Source organism: Corynebacterium aquilae DSM 44791, assembly GCF_001941445.1.
GTDB lineage: Bacteria > Actinomycetota > Actinomycetes > Mycobacteriales > Mycobacteriaceae > Corynebacterium > Corynebacterium aquilae.
The window spans coordinates 2,472,442-2,489,664 of sequence record NZ_CP009245.1; the positions used below are offsets into that span (position 1 = coordinate 2,472,442).

General features: G+C 61.1%; 16 protein-coding genes and 1 tRNA gene. 10 read left to right on the plus strand and 7 right to left on the minus strand.

The features are described 5' to 3' along the window. Positions 1–76: 76 nt before the first annotated feature. Positions 77–964 (plus strand): ABC transporter ATP-binding protein, encoded by an 888-nt coding sequence (locus tag CAQU_RS10505; protein ID WP_075727542.1) that lies wholly within the window; start codon positions 77–79, stop codon positions 962–964. Further along, the gene (locus tag CAQU_RS10510; RefSeq protein ID WP_075727544.1) at positions 961–1,668 is read left to right on the plus strand and encodes an ABC transporter permease; all 708 of its coding nucleotides are present in this window, start codon (positions 961–963) and stop codon (positions 1,666–1,668) included. Before CAQU_RS10505 ends, CAQU_RS10510 begins: the two co-directional genes overlap by 4 nt. Positions 1,669–1,773: 105 nt before the next feature. Here the strand turns inward: CAQU_RS10510 and CAQU_RS10515 are convergent, their stop codons facing one another. Then, the gene (locus CAQU_RS10515; RefSeq protein ID WP_075727546.1) at positions 1,774–3,507 is read right to left on the minus strand and encodes a pyruvate dehydrogenase; all 1,734 of its coding nucleotides are present in this window, start codon (positions 3,505–3,507) and stop codon (positions 1,774–1,776) included. A 513-nt stretch (positions 3,508–4,020) separates the two neighbouring features. Beyond that, positions 4,021–4,093 (minus strand) — tRNA-Thr (locus CAQU_RS10520). Between the two features lie 318 nt (positions 4,094–4,411). Here CAQU_RS10520 and thrE point away from each other — a divergent pair. From thrE to CAQU_RS10565, 8 genes are all read left to right on the plus strand, one after another. Continuing rightward, complete coding sequence (thrE, locus tag CAQU_RS10530; protein WP_245797263.1) at positions 4,412–5,821, plus strand: threonine/serine exporter ThrE; 1,410 nt, start codon at positions 4,412–4,414, stop codon at positions 5,819–5,821. 212 nt (positions 5,822–6,033) lie between these two features. After that, positions 6,034–6,402: an attachment glycoprotein G gene (locus tag CAQU_RS10535; RefSeq protein ID WP_075727552.1), complete on the plus strand. Its 369-nt coding sequence runs from the start codon at positions 6,034–6,036 to the stop codon at positions 6,400–6,402. Position 6,403: 1 nt separating this feature from the next. Next, the gene (locus CAQU_RS10540) at positions 6,404–7,822 is read left to right on the plus strand and encodes an alpha,alpha-trehalose-phosphate synthase (UDP-forming) (protein ID WP_075727554.1); all 1,419 of its coding nucleotides are present in this window, start codon (positions 6,404–6,406) and stop codon (positions 7,820–7,822) included. Between the two features lie 92 nt (positions 7,823–7,914). Then, the gene (locus CAQU_RS10545) at positions 7,915–8,400 is read left to right on the plus strand and encodes a hypothetical protein (protein WP_075727556.1); all 486 of its coding nucleotides are present in this window, start codon (positions 7,915–7,917) and stop codon (positions 8,398–8,400) included. Beyond that, complete coding sequence (otsB, locus tag CAQU_RS10550) at positions 8,397–9,176, plus strand: trehalose-phosphatase (protein ID WP_084563042.1); 780 nt, start codon at positions 8,397–8,399, stop codon at positions 9,174–9,176. Before CAQU_RS10545 ends, otsB begins: the two co-directional genes overlap by 4 nt. Before the next feature lie 107 nt (positions 9,177–9,283). Further along, complete coding sequence (locus CAQU_RS10555; RefSeq protein WP_075727558.1) at positions 9,284–10,390, plus strand: metal ABC transporter solute-binding protein, Zn/Mn family; 1,107 nt, start codon at positions 9,284–9,286, stop codon at positions 10,388–10,390. A gap of 119 nt (positions 10,391–10,509) precedes the next feature. After that, positions 10,510–11,211, plus strand: a complete 702-nt coding sequence (locus tag CAQU_RS10560; RefSeq protein ID WP_075727560.1) for a metal ABC transporter ATP-binding protein — start codon at positions 10,510–10,512, stop codon at positions 11,209–11,211. Then, positions 11,212–12,096, plus strand: coding sequence for a metal ABC transporter permease (locus tag CAQU_RS10565; protein ID WP_075727562.1), 885 nt, complete (start codon positions 11,212–11,214; stop codon positions 12,094–12,096). A 107-nt stretch (positions 12,097–12,203) separates the two neighbouring features. Here the strand turns inward: CAQU_RS10565 and rlmB are convergent, their stop codons facing one another. The 5 genes from rlmB to CAQU_RS10590 all read right to left on the minus strand — a co-directional run bounded on the left by rlmB (position 12,204) and on the right by CAQU_RS10590 (position 16,845). Continuing rightward, positions 12,204–13,157: a 23S rRNA (guanosine(2251)-2'-O)-methyltransferase RlmB gene (rlmB, locus tag CAQU_RS10570; RefSeq protein WP_075727564.1), complete on the minus strand. Its 954-nt coding sequence runs from the start codon at positions 13,155–13,157 to the stop codon at positions 12,204–12,206. Positions 13,158–13,330: 173 nt separating this feature from the next. Continuing rightward, on the minus strand, positions 13,331–14,701 hold the full coding sequence (gene cysS / locus CAQU_RS10575) for a cysteine--tRNA ligase (protein WP_075727566.1): 1,371 nt from the start codon (positions 14,699–14,701) through the stop codon (positions 13,331–13,333). Between the two features lie 87 nt (positions 14,702–14,788). Next, positions 14,789–15,280, minus strand: coding sequence for a 2-C-methyl-D-erythritol 2,4-cyclodiphosphate synthase (gene ispF / locus CAQU_RS10580; RefSeq protein ID WP_075727568.1), 492 nt, complete (start codon positions 15,278–15,280; stop codon positions 14,789–14,791). A gap of 91 nt (positions 15,281–15,371) precedes the next feature. Further along, positions 15,372–16,070 (minus strand): 2-C-methyl-D-erythritol 4-phosphate cytidylyltransferase, encoded by a 699-nt coding sequence (gene ispD, locus CAQU_RS10585; protein ID WP_075727570.1) that lies wholly within the window; start codon positions 16,068–16,070, stop codon positions 15,372–15,374. Between the two features lie 190 nt (positions 16,071–16,260). Further along, positions 16,261–16,845, minus strand: a complete 585-nt coding sequence (locus CAQU_RS10590; RefSeq protein ID WP_075727572.1) for a CarD family transcriptional regulator — start codon at positions 16,843–16,845, stop codon at positions 16,261–16,263. Positions 16,846–17,223: the final 378 nt, after the last annotated feature.

Consider the following 17,223-nt stretch of genomic DNA (forward strand, 5'->3'; position numbering starts at 1 on the left):
TTTTGGGGCGGTCAAATACGGTGGCATGTCAAGCTAGCTTTCCACTTTAGTTGTTCCAGCGAAGGGAAAAGCCCCCATGCCACCTAAAAAAATCATCCAGGTCACCAACCTGACCTGCGCTTACGGCGACTTCATCGCGGTTGACCAGCTCAGCTTCCACGTCAACCAGGGCGAAATCTACGCCCTGCTCGGCACCAACGGCGCGGGAAAGACCACCACCTTGGAAACCCTCGAAGGCCATCGCGCCCCGACCCGTGGCGAGGTCACCATCTTCGACGAAGCCCCCGGCAGCCTAAGCGCACGGCGCCGGACGGGAACGATGCTGCAAGAATCGGGCTTTGCCGGCGAGCTCACGGTGAAGGAAACCGTGGCCCTGATGGGAAAACTGTCCGGCCGCCACGACGACGTCGAAGCGGTGGTGGAAAAATCTCTTCTCGGCCACAAGATGAACACGAAGGTCGCGCAGCTTTCGGGTGGTGAAAAACGCCGGCTGGACTTCGCCACCGCCATTTTCGGTTCCCCGGAGCTGATCTTTCTCGACGAACCCACCAACGCGCTGGATCCGGAATCCCGCGCAGCGCTGTGGCAGACCGTCATGGAGCTCAATCAGCAGGGATCCACCATCGTGCTGACCACGCACTACCTGGAAGAAGCCGAAGCACACGCCGACCGCATTGGGCTGATCCACGCCGGCAGGCTCGCGCACGAGGGAACGTTGGCGGAACTCATCGCGCAGTTCCCCGCTTCCATCAGCCTGGAGGCCGCACCACAGGTGGTTTTCCCCGAGCGTTTCGGCTTTGAGCGCAACGGCACCCGCTGGGTCGCCGCCGTTGACGACCTCCAAACTCGCCTCTATGAGGTCCTGCTGTGGGCGGAGAACAACAACGTCCCCCTCACGCAGATCAAGGCACAACCATCCACCCTCAACGATGTTTTCCACACCCTCGCCCAGGAGCGCTCATGATTACCATCGCCCGCAACGAGTTCATCATGCTGTTTCGTAACCGCCTCGTCGCGGTCTCCGCAGTCGTCGTCCCCGTCGTGTTCGCCGTCTTGCTGGTCTGGAAGCGCGACAACTTCGGCGGGGCCGGCGCCGCCGCCACCCTGCAAATCATCACCATGTCCGCCCTTGGCGTCTACATCACCGCCACCACTACATTGGCGGCACGCCGGCAGAACAATTTCCTCAAGAAGTTGCGCACCACCACCGCCTCCCCCTGGGACATCTTGGGCGGCATTTTGCTTCCCCTGGCCGTCCTCAACGTGGTGCAGTTGGCCGTCATCGTGGGCGTTTTGGCCGCAATCGATCAGCCGCCAGCCAACGCCGCACTCGTGGTCCTGGGGGTTGTTGGCGTCGAAGCCCTGTTCATCGCTTTCGCACTAGCCACCTCCTGCTACACCAACTCCCCCGAGCACGCACAAGTCACCACGATGCCTTTATTCTTCGTAGCCTTCGGTGTGGCCTTTTGGATCGTGCTGACCGGAACCGGCGAACACGAGATGATCAAAAGAATCCTGCCGGGCGGGGGTACAGCGGAGCTCATCCTGGCCGGGTGGAATGGTGCCGACACCATTGAAGCCATCAGGATGATCGGGGCTACGGTCATGTGGATCTGCGTGGCAGCCATCTACGCCCGCAAGGGCTTTCGCTGGGAATCCCGCGCATAACCACCGCGCGGGTAGAGAACCCCACCAGAAGAAGAAAAATGTCCCACCGGCCGCCTGGCCGGTGGGACATCCTCGGAGCAACTAGGCTGCAGTCACCTGTTGCCCTTATGGGCGCGGAATATTACGCAGGTTCGACTTCGCCAGCTCATACATGCGGCCCACCCCACCATCGAACACAGTGCGGGTAGCGGCCTTAGTAAAGCCCAACATCTGCTCAATGGTGATCGCCGGCGGAATCGACAAGGCATTCGGGTCGGTCACCACATCGATGAGCACCGGGCCCGGCTGCGCCAAGGCTGCCGCCAGGTCCTGCTCAATCCGCTTCGGATCCTCAATACGGATGTGCGGAATACCGCAGCCCTGGGCAATCGCCGCGAAATTCACCTGCTCATGATCGGTCTGGAACTCCGGCAAGCCCTCCACCAGCATCTCCAGCTTCACCATGCCCAAAGAGCTGTTGTTGAAGACCACAATCTTGATCGGCAACTCATGCAGCTTCACGGTGAGCAACTCCCCCATCAGCATGCCCAAGCCACCATCGCCACACATCGCAATGACCGGACGCTCGCGATCCTGGGCCTGCGCACCAATCGCCATCGGCAAAGAGTTCGCCATCGTGCCGTGGCGGAAGGAACCAATCAGCTCACGCTGACCGGTGGGGTTATTGATATAACGGGCAGCCCACACATTGCACATGCCGGTATCCACCGTAAACACCGCATTATCAGGGGCCAGCCGGTCGAGAATGTCAGCAAAGTACTCCGGGTGAATCGGGGTGTGGTTCTCCACGCCGGAGGTATAAGCCTCAATCACATGGCGCAGCTTCTTCTCGTGCTCTTTGAGCATCTTGTCTAGGAAGCTGCGATCGGTCTTTTCCTCCACGCTGGGCAGGATGTTGGCAATGGTGGCAGCAACATCACCGACCACCGGGTAATGCACGGTGGTGCGGCGACCAATGTGGGAACCATCAATATCGACCTGGGCGACGTTCTTCGTCGGCAGGAAGGAGTTGTAGGGGAAATCGGTGCCCAACATGATCAGCAGGTCCGCCTCAAAGCAGGCGTCGTGGCAGGCACCATAACCCAACAGGCCACTCATGCCCACATCAAAGGGGTTGTCGTGCTGGATGTACATCTTGCCGCCAAGCGCGTGGCCGATAGGAGACTTGATCTTCTCCGCCAGGGCCAACACCTCATCGCGGGCGTTTTCACAGCCGGCGCCACAAAACAGGGTGACGGTCTTGGCCTCGTTAATGGCCTTTGCCAGGGCAGCTGCCTCCTCCGGGTGGGGGAAGACAATCGGCTGGCGGGTGGCCAGCGTGGAGTTCAGCACCGTGCCTTCCTCTGCGTCCTGCATGGTGAGGTCGCCCGGCAAAACGATGACGGACACGCCCTTGCCGGCCATGGTGGACTGCAAAGCGTGGTGCAGGATGGTCGCACCCTGCTCCGGGGAGTTCACCAGCTCGCAGTAGCCGGAGCACTCCTGGAAAATCTGGGTGGGGTGGGTCTCCTGGAAGAAGGTCGACCCGATCTGCACACTCGGAATGTGGGAAGCAATAGCCAGCACCTTGGCACCGTTGCGGTGGCCGTCATACAGGCCCTGAATCAAGTGGGTATTGCCCGGGCCACAAGAGCCCGCGCACACCGCCAGCTCGCCGGTAATCAGGGATTCGGCCTCGGCGGCGAAAGCTGCGGCTTCCTCGTTACGGACATGCACCCACTCAATCGAGGAGGTACGCACCGCATCAACGATGGGGTTCAAGGAGTCGCCGACGAGTCCATAGATGCGCTTGACGCCCTGTGCCTCAAGCGTCTTGACGATTTGTTCTGCAAACTTCATGATTGCGTGTCACCTTCTTGCGCACCCGAGGGCCGCGGGCACAGCGCGATTGGTGCGCGGACGTGTGCTTGAGGCGGGGTGCACTGACTATTGATACATCTCTAGACCCACACATCATGTAGGCCTCTGCTATCAGTTGTACGCCTTAAAAAGCGAAAACGTATCAGCCCGCTTATTTGCGCACGTCAAACCGCCCCACGCACCCCCATATAAAAGCCACACAATGCATTAATGGTCGTCCGCAAGCTGACACAAGACGATGCAAGCATCACTCCGATCAGCACCCCTAAGCCAAGCAAGAGTCAGTTCACGAACACCAGCACACAAAGCCTCAACCCAGCAAAAAATTCGCCCCCGTTGTAGAACCGAACCCCCAAAGCGTGGCCTCACCACGACACTCATTGCGCGAAAAAACAGCGGCCCAATACACCGACCTGGACCGATCGCAGCACCCCAGAAAATAGAAATGTAGCGCGACATTGTCTGGAACAATGTCGCGCTACATGACAAAAGAGCTGAAGATGGGACTCGAACCCACAACCTACGGTTTACAAGACCGTTGCGCTACCAATTGCGCCACTCCAGCAACACCAACAAAAACGACAGCACAGCATCAGTGCGCGCCACCGCCTGCGGGCACTCATACCATAGCGCATAAGCCACCCGAGGTGAGAAAAACCAGGCTAAAAACGCCACCCAACCCACCTCGCGCACCTTGGCCACTTTCGCGCCACCCCCACCCTTGAGCACGCCAGCTGCGCGAGCACCAGGCGGGCCTTTCCTGGGGGATTTTTGCGGGATAAAAACATGCGCCGGCCAAGGCTTTTGAGCCGGTGGTCCGGCGTGTAGGATTGCGACGAGTTTTGCCCGCACGCACCGAGAAGATCGAGTCAAAGAAGCCGACGTGTTTAGCCGATTTAAAGAGTATCTGACCGGCGGTAATGCCGCGACGATCGACGTCGTCAAGGCTGCGCCGCCGCCCAGCCCCCTGGCCCCCATTGACCTGACCGATCCGGTCCAGGTCTCCGGTGTGATGGATCTAGCAACCCGCATCGGCGACATTCTGTTGTCTTCCGGCACCGGCAATAACGACGCCAAGGCACAGATCAAAGCGGTCGCCAGCGCCTACGGCCTGCACTACTGCCACGTCGACATCACGCTGAACACCATCACGATCTTCACCCATATTGGGCAGGAAAAGCGTCCCGTGAGCGCGTTCCGCGTGGTGCGGCGCCTGTCGATCGATTTCTCCAAGCTCAGTGAGGTCGACCGGCTGATTCGTTCCATTCAGGCGGGCGTGACCCCACCAGATGTCGCGGAGCGCGCCCTGGATGACCTGATGGCTTCTCCCCCACCGTTTGGCATGCGCACTTCCTTGTTCGGCTGGGCGCTGCTGGCCGGCGCGGTTGCCGTGCTGCTGGGCGGTGGCGCGATCGTGTCGATCATTTCTTTCTTTTCGGCGATCGTGATCATGGGCGGTTCCGCCTGGCTCGACAGCCGTGGCCTGCCGCCGTTCTTCCAGAACATCTATGGAGGCTTCATCGCCACCGTGCCCGCCGCCATCACCTACCGCTGGGCGATGCAATCCGGTGTTGATCTGGCACCCGGCCAAATCATCGCTTCCGGGATCGTGGTGATGCTGGCAGGTTTGACGCTGGTGCAAGCGATCCAGGACGGCATCACCGGCGCGCCGGTGACGGCGAGTGCCCGCTTCTTTGAAACCATCATGATGACCGGCGGCATTGTCGCCGGTGTTGGTATCGGCATTGAGGCCTCCGCTGCCCTTGGAATTACTCTGCCGGTGTACGAGTCGACTTCCAGCATTGGGTTTTCCTCCGCCGGCGTGAAGGTCATTTCCGGGGCGCTAGCCTCGGCCGGGTTTGCCATAGCCTGCTATTCGGAATGGGGCTCGGTGATCATTTCCGGCATCACTGCGGGTGCTGGTTCTTTCATCTATTACTTCGTGCTCATGCCTTTCGGGGTGGGCCCGGTTGTTGGTATCGGTATCGCCGCCACTGTTATCGGCCTGGCCGGTGGCTTGCTAGCCCGCCGATTCCAGATCCCGCCGTTGATTACCGCGGTGGCGGGCATTACCCCCCTGCTTCCCGGTTTGGCGATTTATCGTGGCATGTACGCGATGATGCACGACCAAATGCTGGTCAGCTACAAGCTGCTGGTGGTGGCGCTTGGTACCGCCTCCGCGCTGGCTGCGGGCGTGGTGCTGGGCGAATGGGTGGCCCGGAAGCTGCGCCGCCCGCCGTCATTTAATCCCTACCGCCGGTTGCGCCGTCGTAAGAAGTCCGCCTTCGCTTAAGAAAAAACTGCCTGCCCGCCCGGCTTTCACCGCTTTCAGGGCGGCGGACCCACCTGGTGGGCGCATTCCAGTGGCGTGTGGGTTAAACTTGGTCAGTTAACACGCGCCCCCTTTTTAGACGGTGCGCAACGCGAAAAGTCTTTTCCACTGACAATCGGCACATCATTTTCCCCGCGCTGGGGTGTGCCGGTGCTGATGCTCTAGGAGTGAGTGTGCCCCCTAAGGTCACGGATACCCGAAACAATCCCGCCGAGTCTTTGCACGCGGTCGCTGAGGAGACCGCCGCTGCTGCGCGCCGCATTGTGGCCACCTACTCTGATGATTTCTTCGACTTCGCGACCCTGGCGTGCATGCTGGGCGTTGAGCTAAAGGATCTGCGCTACGCGCCGATCGCCGCCGAGCACGCTGAGGCTGAGGCTGCGAAGAAGACCACCAAGAAGGCCACGAAGAAGGCGGCTAAGAAGGCCACCAAGAAGACGACCAAGAAGGCCGCGAAAAAGACGACGAAGAAGGCGGCCAAGAAGGCCACCAAGAAGACGACGAAGAAAGCCACCAAGAAGGCCACGAAGAAGGCCGATTAAGGTGGGTGCGCACGCGCACGACTTTGTCGTGGTTGCCAATCGCTTGCCGGTGGATGTGTCCACCGCCGCCGATGGCACCACAACCGTCACCCCCAGCCCCGGCGGGCTGGTCACCGCGCTGAAACCGGTGCTGGAAAAGCAGCGCGGCTGCTGGGTGGGTTGGCCCGGAACCATTGGGGAGATTCCGGAAGACTTTGCCAGCCCCGGCGATATTCACCTGCACCCGGTGGCCCTGAACCAGCAAGAATTCGAAGAATTCTATGAGGGTTTTTCCAACGCCACCCTGTGGCCGCTGTACCACGACCTGATCGTCACCCCCGTCTACAACTCCGACTGGTGGGAAAGCTACCGGGAAGTCAACCACGCCTTCGCGCGGGCAGCCGCAGAAGTCGCCGCCGAAGGGGCCGTGGTGTGGGTTCAGGACTACCAGCTGCAACTAGTGCCCAGCATCCTGAAACTGCTCCGCCCCGACGTCACCGTCGGCTTTTTCCTCCACATCCCATTCCCCTCACCGGAGCTGTTCCGCCAGCTGCCATGGCGGGAGGAAATCCTGCGCGGCATCTGCGGCGCCGACCTGATCGGCTGCCACGTCCCCACCTCCGCCACCAATCTTTTGCAATCGGCCCGCACCTCCGAATCAGTCGACAGTGTTGAGCTGATCGACCACACCAGCGTGCGGGAACCCCTAGGCCACATCATCACCACCACGGGCCGACGCATCGACGTTGGGGCATTTCCCATCAGTATCGATTCCCACAGCCTCAAGCAGGCCGCCGCCGAAGCCCCCACCCTGCCGGATCTGCCCGGCGCGCCCCAAATCGTGTTGGGGGTGGATCGGCTGGACTACACCAAGGGCATTTTGCAGCGGCTGAATGTGTTTGAGGAACTGTATGCGGCCGGCGCGATTGAGAACACGGTGTTTGTGCAGATTGCGACCCCTTCGCGGGAGCGTATCGACAATTATCGGGCAACCCGCGCCCAGGTGGAGCAGGCGGTGGGCCGGATCAATGGGCTCTATGGGCAGGTGGGGGCGCCGGTGGTGCATTATTTGCACCGGAATTTGAGCCGCCAGGAGTTGTTGTCGTTTTATAACGCGGCGGATGTCATGCTGGTGACTCCGTATAAGGACGGCATGAATTTGGTGGCTAAGGAGTATGTTGCTTGCCACGGTGATGGCAGTGGCGCGTTGGTGTTGAGTGAGTTTGCGGGTGCGGCGGAGGAGTTGACGCGGGCGTATTTGTGTAACCCTTATGACGTTGAGTCGATAAAGGCGCAGCTGGTTGCGGCGTTGAAGGCGGTGGCTGATGGTGCGGCGCGTGGCCGGATGTTGGATATGCATTCCCAGGTGATTGCTTGCGATGTCGCGTTGTGGGCGGAGTCTTTCCTGGCGTGTTTGAAAAACGCCGCGACCCGCACCTAACCCGGGCGCATGGCTGCCGGTGGCGCGCTAATGTGATGTGAGTAGTGTTCGGTGCCTGCGCCCTGTTTTTTCTTCAAGGAGTTTTGCCTACGATGTTTCCCCGCTTTTTCGCCCGCCGCGCGATGGGCGCCGTAGTGACGCTGTGTGGGGTGACGCTTGTGGGCTGCAGTTCGGATGCCCCCATTGAGGATGTGACCTGGCAGATCACCAATATTTATCAGCAGGGTTATCCCAGTGATGTGCCGGATGATGTGGCGGTCGCGCCGCGGATTATTTTTGGCTACACCAGTGTGGTGGGCGATACGGGGTGTGCGCCTTTCCACGCCCATATTGAGTACACCACTGATGATGGCACCAAGGTGGAGCCCTTATCGGCGACGAAGGCGCGGTTTAGTGATGTGCGGGTTGATGATGTTCGCCAGGGCTGTATTGGGCGGGAGGCTTTCGTCCATGATTCTTTGGTGTCTTTGTTGCCGCATGAGTTCAGCATTGATCGGCAGCCCGGCAAGCTGTTGCTGACCCAGACTGGGCCGGTGGTGGATGCCCCGGCGTTGTTGCTGATTAGTGAGCAGTCATGACGATCCCCCCGGTGGCGATTGAGGATCCTTCGGCTTGGGCGCAGCTGCCGGCGCTGAAGGAGTTGTGCGCGGCCGATGAGGTGCTTATCGTCAGTGATTTTGATGGCACCTTGGCGCAGTTCAGTACTGATCCTGACTGTGTGCCGGTGAATCGGCGGGCGGTGGATGCGCTGGTTCGGTTGGCGCAGTTGCCTGCCACTAAGGTGGTGGTGTTGTCGGGGCGTGATTATGCGGGGCTAAAGCGGGTGTCGGGTTTGGGTGCGCCGGTGGAGTTGGTGGGTTCCCATGGGGCGGAGTCAGCGGAGGGTTTCCCGCCGCTTAAACCGGCGCAGCAGCGTCTGCTTGATGAGGTTGGTGTTCGCCTGCGCCAGCTGTGCGCGTCCTATCCCGGGGCGTGGGTGGAGGATAAGCCTTTGCACCGGGTGTTGCACATGCGGGCGGTTGAGGATGCGGCTGCGGCTGCGCAGTTGGCTGCTGCCGCCCGGCAGGTGGGTGCGGGTCTGCACCTGGGTGAGGGCAAGTGCGTGTTGGAGTTTTCTGCTACCGCCATCACGAAGGGCACCTGGGTGGAGGAGCATCGGGGCGGGCGTCGGGTGTTGTATGTGGGTGATGATGTCACCGATGAGAATGCGTTGCGGGTGTTGGCGCCGGGTGATGTTGGGGTGAAGGTTGGTGCGGGGGATTCGGTGGCGGATTTTCGGGTCCCGGATGTGGATGCTGTCGCCGAGCTATTGCATGCGTGCTTGTCGATGCGTGCGGCGTGGTGTGCGGCGTGAGGGAGGCCTCCTAGCTGCGCCTTTAGTGAAACTTGTTGAAAATGCGGGGGTTGCATTTTCAACGTTTTTCACTTGACATTCGTTGTCGTCAAGGGTTGTCTAGGGGCATGAAACTCACCCGTATGCTCGCACCGCTTTTCATCGGTGTTTTGACCCTCGCCGGCTGCTCCAGCGCCGACAACACCACCAGCTCCTCGGAGGCCGCCAGCACCACCGTGGACGGCAACAACATCACCGTTGTCGCCTCCACCCAGGTGTGGGCCGATGTCGCCAAGGAAGTCAGCCCCGACATCGACGCCACCGCCATCATCAACGGCGACGAGACCGACCCCCACTCTTTCGAGCCGACCGCCGCCGACATGGCTAAGGCGAAGGCCGCCGACATCATCGTCGTCGGCGGTGGCGGCTACGACGCGTGGCTGTACACGGCCGTGGACCAGGACAAGATCATCCACGCCCTGCCGCTGACCACCCACGACCACGATCACGGTCACGATCACGGCGAGGAAGGCCACGATCACGACCATGACCACGGTGAGGAGGGCCACGATCACGATCACGACCACGGCGATAAGGACCATGACCACGATCATGGCGCCGCCGAGTCGGAATCCGCCGAAGCCCACGAGCATGAGCACGGCGAGGAAGGTCACGACCACGACCATGCCCACGGCGAGGAGGGTCACCACCACGACCACGACGCCGAAGCCAACGAGCACATCTGGTACGACATCGACGCCGTCGACGCCGTTGCCGAGCAGATCGCCCAGCGCGTCGCAGAGCTCGACCCGAAGGCCACCATCAACGCCGGCGCTGTCGCCGACAAGCTGGCCCCGATCCACGAAACCCTCAAGGATCTGCCCGCCATCACCGTGGCCCAGACCGAACCCATCGCGGACTACATCATCGAACAAACCCCGATGAAGGAAGCCACCCCCTCCGGCTACCGCCACGCCACCCTCAACGAGTCCGAGCCCAGCGCCGCCGACGTGGCAGCCTTCCTCAAAGCCCTCGACGATGGCAGCATCGACCTGCTGATCTACAACCCGCAGACCGCCACCGAAACCACCAAGAAACTGCGCGAAGAAGCAGAAAAGCACAACATCCCGGTGGTAGAGATCTCCGAAACCCCCGCCAAGGATCAAAACTTCTTCACCTTCTACGCCGACGAGGTAGACAACCTCGCCGCAGCTGCTAAAGCGCTGAATAAGTAACCCAGCTTTCCCCCTTGACCTAGGGAAACACCGTGCATCACCCCCTTGCCTTCCGCTCATTGGACGGGCAAGGGGGCTTGTCCGTGTTATCCCCCATGTAACTGATGAAGGGATTCGCGATGGTTTGTGAATTCACAAACGCCACCATCGAGCCCCTGTGGTCGGATATCTCCTGCCGCATCGAACCCGGCGAATTCGTGGCGGTGCTCGGCCCCAACGGGGTTGGAAAATCCACCCTGCTGCGCGCCATCCTCGGCACCACAGCGCTGACCCGCGGCCGGGTCATCACGGAAGGAAACATCGGGTTCATCCCCCAGCAACGCATGTTCCCCACCGAACTGCCCCTGCGCGGACGCGACGTGGTGAGCCTCGCCCTGGCCCACGGCATGCTACGCAACCGCCGCGCCGATAAACGTCGCGTGGATGCGCTCTTAAAGCGGGTCGGCGCCGACTTCTTCGCGGATCGTCGCGTCGGCGTACTTTCCGGCGGGCAGCAACAGCTCATCCGCCAAGCACAGGCGCTGGCCAACGATCCCGCACTACTGCTGTGCGACGAGCCGCTGCTCAGCCTGGATTACGCCATGCAACGCCGCACCGTCGACATGCTCGACCGGCAGCGCACCGAACACGGCACCGCCATCGTCTTTGTCACCCACTCCATCAACCCGATCCTCAAAGTCACCGACAAGATCTTGTATCTAGGCCCCACCGGGCACACCTTCGGCCCCATTGAGGAAGTCATGACCAGCGAAACCCTGAGCAAGCTGTACGGCACCCAGGTGGACGTCCTGACCATCGGCGACCGAGTGGTGGTGGTCTAGGTGAACCTGCATGAGTTTTATCAGGCAACCGTCGATTTGCTCGCCGTCGACTTCGTACAACAAGCACTCCTTGCTGCCGCCCTGCTGGGGCTGGTCTCCGGGGTGATGGCACCCCTGGTGGTGCTCCGCACGATGAGCTTCGCGGTGCACGGCACCTCCGAGCTGGCGCTCATGGGCGCCTCCGCGGCACTGCTCTTCGGCCTCAACGTGGGCGCCGGCGCCGTCGTCGGTTCGATCATCGCCGCGGTTGTGTTGGCCATGCTGGGCTGGAAGCAACAGGATGCGGCCGTCGGCGTGGTCATGAGCTTCGGTATGGGCCTGTCCGTACTGTTCATCTACCTCTACCCAGGCCGATCCAGCACAGCATTCGCCCTATTGACCGGACAGATCGTCGGCGTCACCGGCAACTCCCTGGCAATCCTGGCCGCCGTGGTCGTCATTGTGGTGGGCACCATCGCACTGATCTGGCGGCCGCTGCTCTTTGCCAGCGCGGACCCCATCATGGCGACCGCGGCCGGGGTGAAGGTCAGGCAGCTGTCCATCGTGTTCGCCATCCTGGTCGGCCTCACCAGCGCCCAGTCCGTCCAAATCGTGGGCGCGCTGCTGGTGATGGCGCTGCTGATCACCCCGGGTGCTGCCGCAGTCCACGTCACGGCCCGCCCCCTGGTGGCCGTCGTACTGTCCATCATTTTCGCCGAGGTCGCCGCCGTCGGAGGCTTCGTACTGTCGCTGGCGCCAGGACTACCGGTCAGCGTGTTCGTCACCGGTATTTCTTTCGCGATCTATCTCATCTGCCGCCTCACCGGGTACCTGCAAGCCCAACGCATCGGCGCGGATGCTGGCACCCACACCAAACAGCGCGCAGAAGGCTGCTGCGAGGCCTAAAGCCCACTAGCTAGGCCCCAAACCCACTCAAAAGGCCCTTATCCCCTCTAAGAATCATCTTTTAAGGGGGATAAGGGCCTTGCGGTGTACTGCGCTTGGCTTAAGGCCTACTTGCCGGATACTTCCGCGCGGCGCTGGCGGGCAAACTCGCTGAGCACCACGCCCGCGGCGACCGAGGCATTCAAAGACTCAACCCAGCCGGTCATCGGGATCGACATGATGGTGTCACAGGTCTCGCCGACCAGGCGAGAAATACCCTTGCCCTCAGAGCCGACGACGATCACGGTCGGATCGGTGCCGTCGTAGGTGTCCAGGGTGTGATCCCCACCGGCATCCAAACCGACAACCTGGTAGCCGGCTTTTTGGAATCGCTGCAGGGTGCGGGTGAGGTTGGTGGCGCGAGCCACCGGCAGGCGTGCCGCGGTGCCAGCACTGGTGCGCCACGCGACAGCAGTCACGGAGGCACTGCGCCGCTCGGGGATGACCACACCATGGCCACCGAAAGCGGCCACGCTACGAATCACCGCGCCCAGGTTGCGGGGGTCAGTGATGTTGTCCAACACCACGATCAGGCCGGCTTCACCCGTGGACTTCACGTTATCGATGAGGTCCTCAACATCGGCGTACTCATACGGGGGAATCATCAGGCCAATGCCCTGGTGCATACCGTTGCCGGTCATGCGATCCAGTTCGTGCTTCGGCACCTCCTGGGTAGGGATGCCACGGTGCTGCGCCAGCTGCACAGCCTCCGCCAAACGATCATCGGCGTTCGTGCCCTCCACCACATACAACAGGGTGGCCGGCACCTTGGCGCGCAAGCACTCGATCACCGGGTTGCGGCCCACCACCATCTCACCGGTATCCGGCTTCTCATGGCGACCGCGCGCACGACGCTCCTGCTCCTTTTTGCGCTTATAGGCCGCGTGATACACCCGGTCCTCAGCCTTAGGAGTCGGGCCCTTACCGGCCAAGCCACGACGGCGCTGACCGCCAGAGCCCTTTTCCATGCCCTTCTTATTCGTCTTACGCATAGCGCCGCGGCGCTGTGAGTTACCAGCCATAAATCTTCATCCTCAATAGGTCTTGTGCACGCGAAAGCAAAGGTCGCGTTGTCGTCGGTGTTCCCCGCGATTTCACAAGGCATATCGGGGAAAATAAAGAAAAGTTCACCCGGTGAGAGCACGCATCCGCACTACTGCGCGCTGGATGCCCTCACCGAGTACTCACAAATGCCTTAGAGCGACCACTTCTGGCCGTCAGCGGAATCTACCACGTTAACACCAGCAGCTGCGAGTCGATCCCGCACCTCATCGGCGGTCGCCCAGTCCTTGTTCGCCCGCGCTTCGGCGCGGCGCTCAAGCTCGGACTGCACCAAAACATCCAGGGCGGCATGCGCCTTGGAGTCCTCCCCGCCCTGATTCGCCCACGTGGGCGACTGGGGATCAACCCCCAAAATCGCAGCCATCGCACGCACCTGGCCGGCAAGCTCCACTGCGCGGTCTTTATTGCCCTCTGCCAGGGCAGAGTTACCCGCACGAACGGTGGTGTGCAGGACCGCCAAGGCCGCCGGAACACCCAAATCATCATCCATCGCATCGGTGAATTCCTGCGGCACCTCGGTCTTATCGACCTGGCCGACGCGCTCAAGGAAATCCTCAATACGGCGGTAGCCCTGTGCGGCTTCTTTCAAGGATTCCTCCGAGTACTCCAGCATGCTGCGGTAGTGCGCGGAACCCAGGTAGTAGCGCAATTCGACGGGACGAACCAGCGTCAACACATTCGGCACAGACAACACATTGCCCAGCGACTTACTCATCTTCTCGCCGGCCATGGTCACCCAGCCGTTGTGCATCCAATACCGGGCAAAACCATCCCCGGCGGCGTGCGCCTGCGCGATCTCGTTCTCATGGTGCGGGAACTTCAAATCGAGCCCGCCACCATGAATGTCGAACTCGGCACCCAGGTAAATGGTAGCCATGGCAGTGCACTCAATGTGCCAGCCCGGGCGACCCCGACCCCACGGCGTCGGCCACGACGGCTCACCCGGCTTCGCAGCCTTCCACATGGTGAAATCGCGCGGATCCCGCTTGCCGGTACCGGCAGACTCCCCCTGATCCATCTCATCCAGCTTCTGGCCAGACAACTGGCCATAATCATCCAAGCTCGCCGGCGACAAATACACATTGCCATCAGCCGCATAACCATGGCCCGCATCAATGATGCGCTGCATGTAGTCCACCATCTCAGTGATGTGGCCGGTCGCGCGCGGCTCCAGCGACGGGGGACGCACCCCCAAGACGTCATAAGCGTCAGCAAACTCGCGCTCATGAGTTGCCGCCCACTCCCACCAGGGGCGACCATTTTCCTCAGCCTTGCGCAAAATCTTGTCATCAATGTTGGTCACATTGCGGACGAACAGCACATCAAGGCCCTTGGCTTCCAGCCAATTACGCAAAATATCGAACGCCACGCCACTGCGGACGTGCCCAATGTGCGGGGTGGTTTGCACAGTGGCACCACACAGGTAGACGGTGGCCTTGCCCGGGGTCACGGGCACAAAGTCACGTTGAGTACGGGTCGCGGAATCGTAAATGCGTAAAGTCACGTGCTCAAGTGTAACTGCCCAACCCAAATGCCCCACCATGAGCAACGGGCCCCACCCAACGATGAGGCCCGCACACAAGGCAATCGACTACTTCTGCTCAGCAGACCACACCACAGCCGTCGCAATAGCCGCCCGACCCTCACTGCGGCCCGTAAAACCCATCTTGTCGGTCGTCGTCGCAGACACACTCACCGGAGCCCCCAACAGACGCGACATCACCTCCTGCGCCTCCTCACGGCGCGGCCCCATCTTCGGCGACTGCCCCACCAGCTGCACCGCAGCATTACCGATGGTAAAGCCATTATCACGCACGAAACTGCGCACTTCTTCCAACAACTGCGCGCCGCTCACGCCGGCGTACTCCGGGCGCCCCACCCCCACAAAAGACCCCAAATCCCCCAGGCCCGTCGCGCTCAGCACAGCATCGACCACCGCGTGGGCCACCACATCACCGTCCGAATGGCCCTCACAGCCGTCATCATCCGGAAAATTCAAACACGCGATCCAGCATTCCTTGCCGGGCTCGATCTGGTGGGCATCTGAGGCAATTCCAACGCGGGGGATAAGCATGCCAGCCATCCTAACCGACCCGCCACAGTGCTCCACCCCAACACAACACCACTACCCCACCCACTCACGGCCCCAGAAGCACTACACGCCTCGGCAGCACTTAAGCCAAATAGTGCTCGGCAATGACCACATCGATCGGGTGGGTGATCTTCAGCGCCCGCTCATCGCCCGGCGCCACCACCACAGTGCCCCCAAACCACTCAATCAAGCTGGCATCATCCGTCGGACAAAAATCACCGGATTCATCACGCTGAAAAGCCTCATTGGCTTTCAGCAAAGTGACCAAGCGGCACGCCTGGGGAGTTTGCACCGCACGCAACGCCGCACGCGCAGGAGTACCCACCACCCGCATCTGCTCATCGACCTGCTTAATCGTGTCAGACACCGGCAGTGCGGGAACCACACAATCCACCCCATCAGGCACAACCATCAACCGCTGAATCATCTCTACCGGGGTCAGCGCCCGCGCCGCATCGTGTACCAACACCACATCATCAGCGCCGGCCTCATGACCCAACTGGTCCGCGATCGCGTCAAGCCCACACAACACCGAATCGGCGCGCTCCTTGCCACCCGCGACGATCACCGCATCCGGGCACTCCAGTCGCGCCCGCTCATGCATATCGGGACTCGCCGCAATGATGACCCGATCCACCCCGGCAGCCACCAAAGACTCATACGCCCGGCGCAGCAGCGTCACCCCACCCAGTTCGAAAAAAGCCTTCGGGATGCCCGCGCCCAAACGAGTACCCATGCCAGCCGCGGGAATCACCGCAAAAATCTTGCCTGCCACAAACATCACCATCCATGCTTATCCCAGCCCCGCGACGCGCAGGCCATGTACTACCCTGCAAGTCTTGCACACCCACGCGCCCACCAAAACACCACCGCACCCCGCCCCGGGCCTGGACATAAAAACTGCGCCGGTGCTCTTTCCTCGCAATCGCAAGGCAAGCGCATCGGCGCAGCAATGAAGCGTCGTCTAGCTTCTAGTCGTCGAAATCGATGCTATCCAGGTCGACGTCGTCGTCATCGTCGAGGTCGTCGGCACCCTTGGTGTCTTCCTGAGGTGCAGACGCCTTCTGCTTCTCCAGAGCGTCCTGCATCAAAGCTTCCAGCTCATCGGCTTTCTTCTCGTCGACGTTGTCGGCCAACGCCAACTCGCCGACCAGCACCTGACGGGCCTTGGCCAGCATGCGCTTTTCGCCGGCAGACAGGCCACGATCCTGATCACGGCGCCACAGATCGCGTACCACCTCAGCGACCTTGTTGACGTCACCGGAAGCCAAACGCTCCTGGTTGGCCTTGTAACGGCGGGACCAGTTGCCAGCTTCCTCAACGTCGGTTTCGCGCAGCACGCCGAACACCTTCAACAGGCCTTCTTCGCCCACCACGTCGCGGACACCGACCAGCTCGGCATTCATGGCGGGCACGCGCACAGTCAGGTCGGACTGGTGGATCTGCAGCACCAAGTACTCGAGAGTCTCGCCGCCGAGCTCACGGTGCTCGATCGCTTCGATGACTGCCGCACCGTGGTGCGGGTACACAACGGTGTCGCCGACCTTGAAATCCATGGACTCTCCTGGCTGAGTGAGGTAAACAATGTGCGCCCGAGCTTGAGTTTAAGCTTTAACGAGTTCCCGGCATGCGCCTTAAAGTGTCAGAGGCATCTGGAAGCCCTGAGGGCGTGCGCCAGATATGCGCTGAAATCACCTGTAAGTCACTTACGAGAACCGCTGGTTCGGGCACTAATCCGAAACATTTTAGCACGCCCCACTGCCCTACTTTGCAGCTGCCCCCAAACCGCCTTTGCCCAGCCGGGGAGCCTTGAGTGGTGCGGGGCTGAAAACTGCCTTATCAACAATCCACCGAATGTGGTGCCCAGATGGCTTCAACTACCAATATCCCCCTCGTTTTACCCCCACCTGTGGGAGAAACAACCCCGGCAAGCC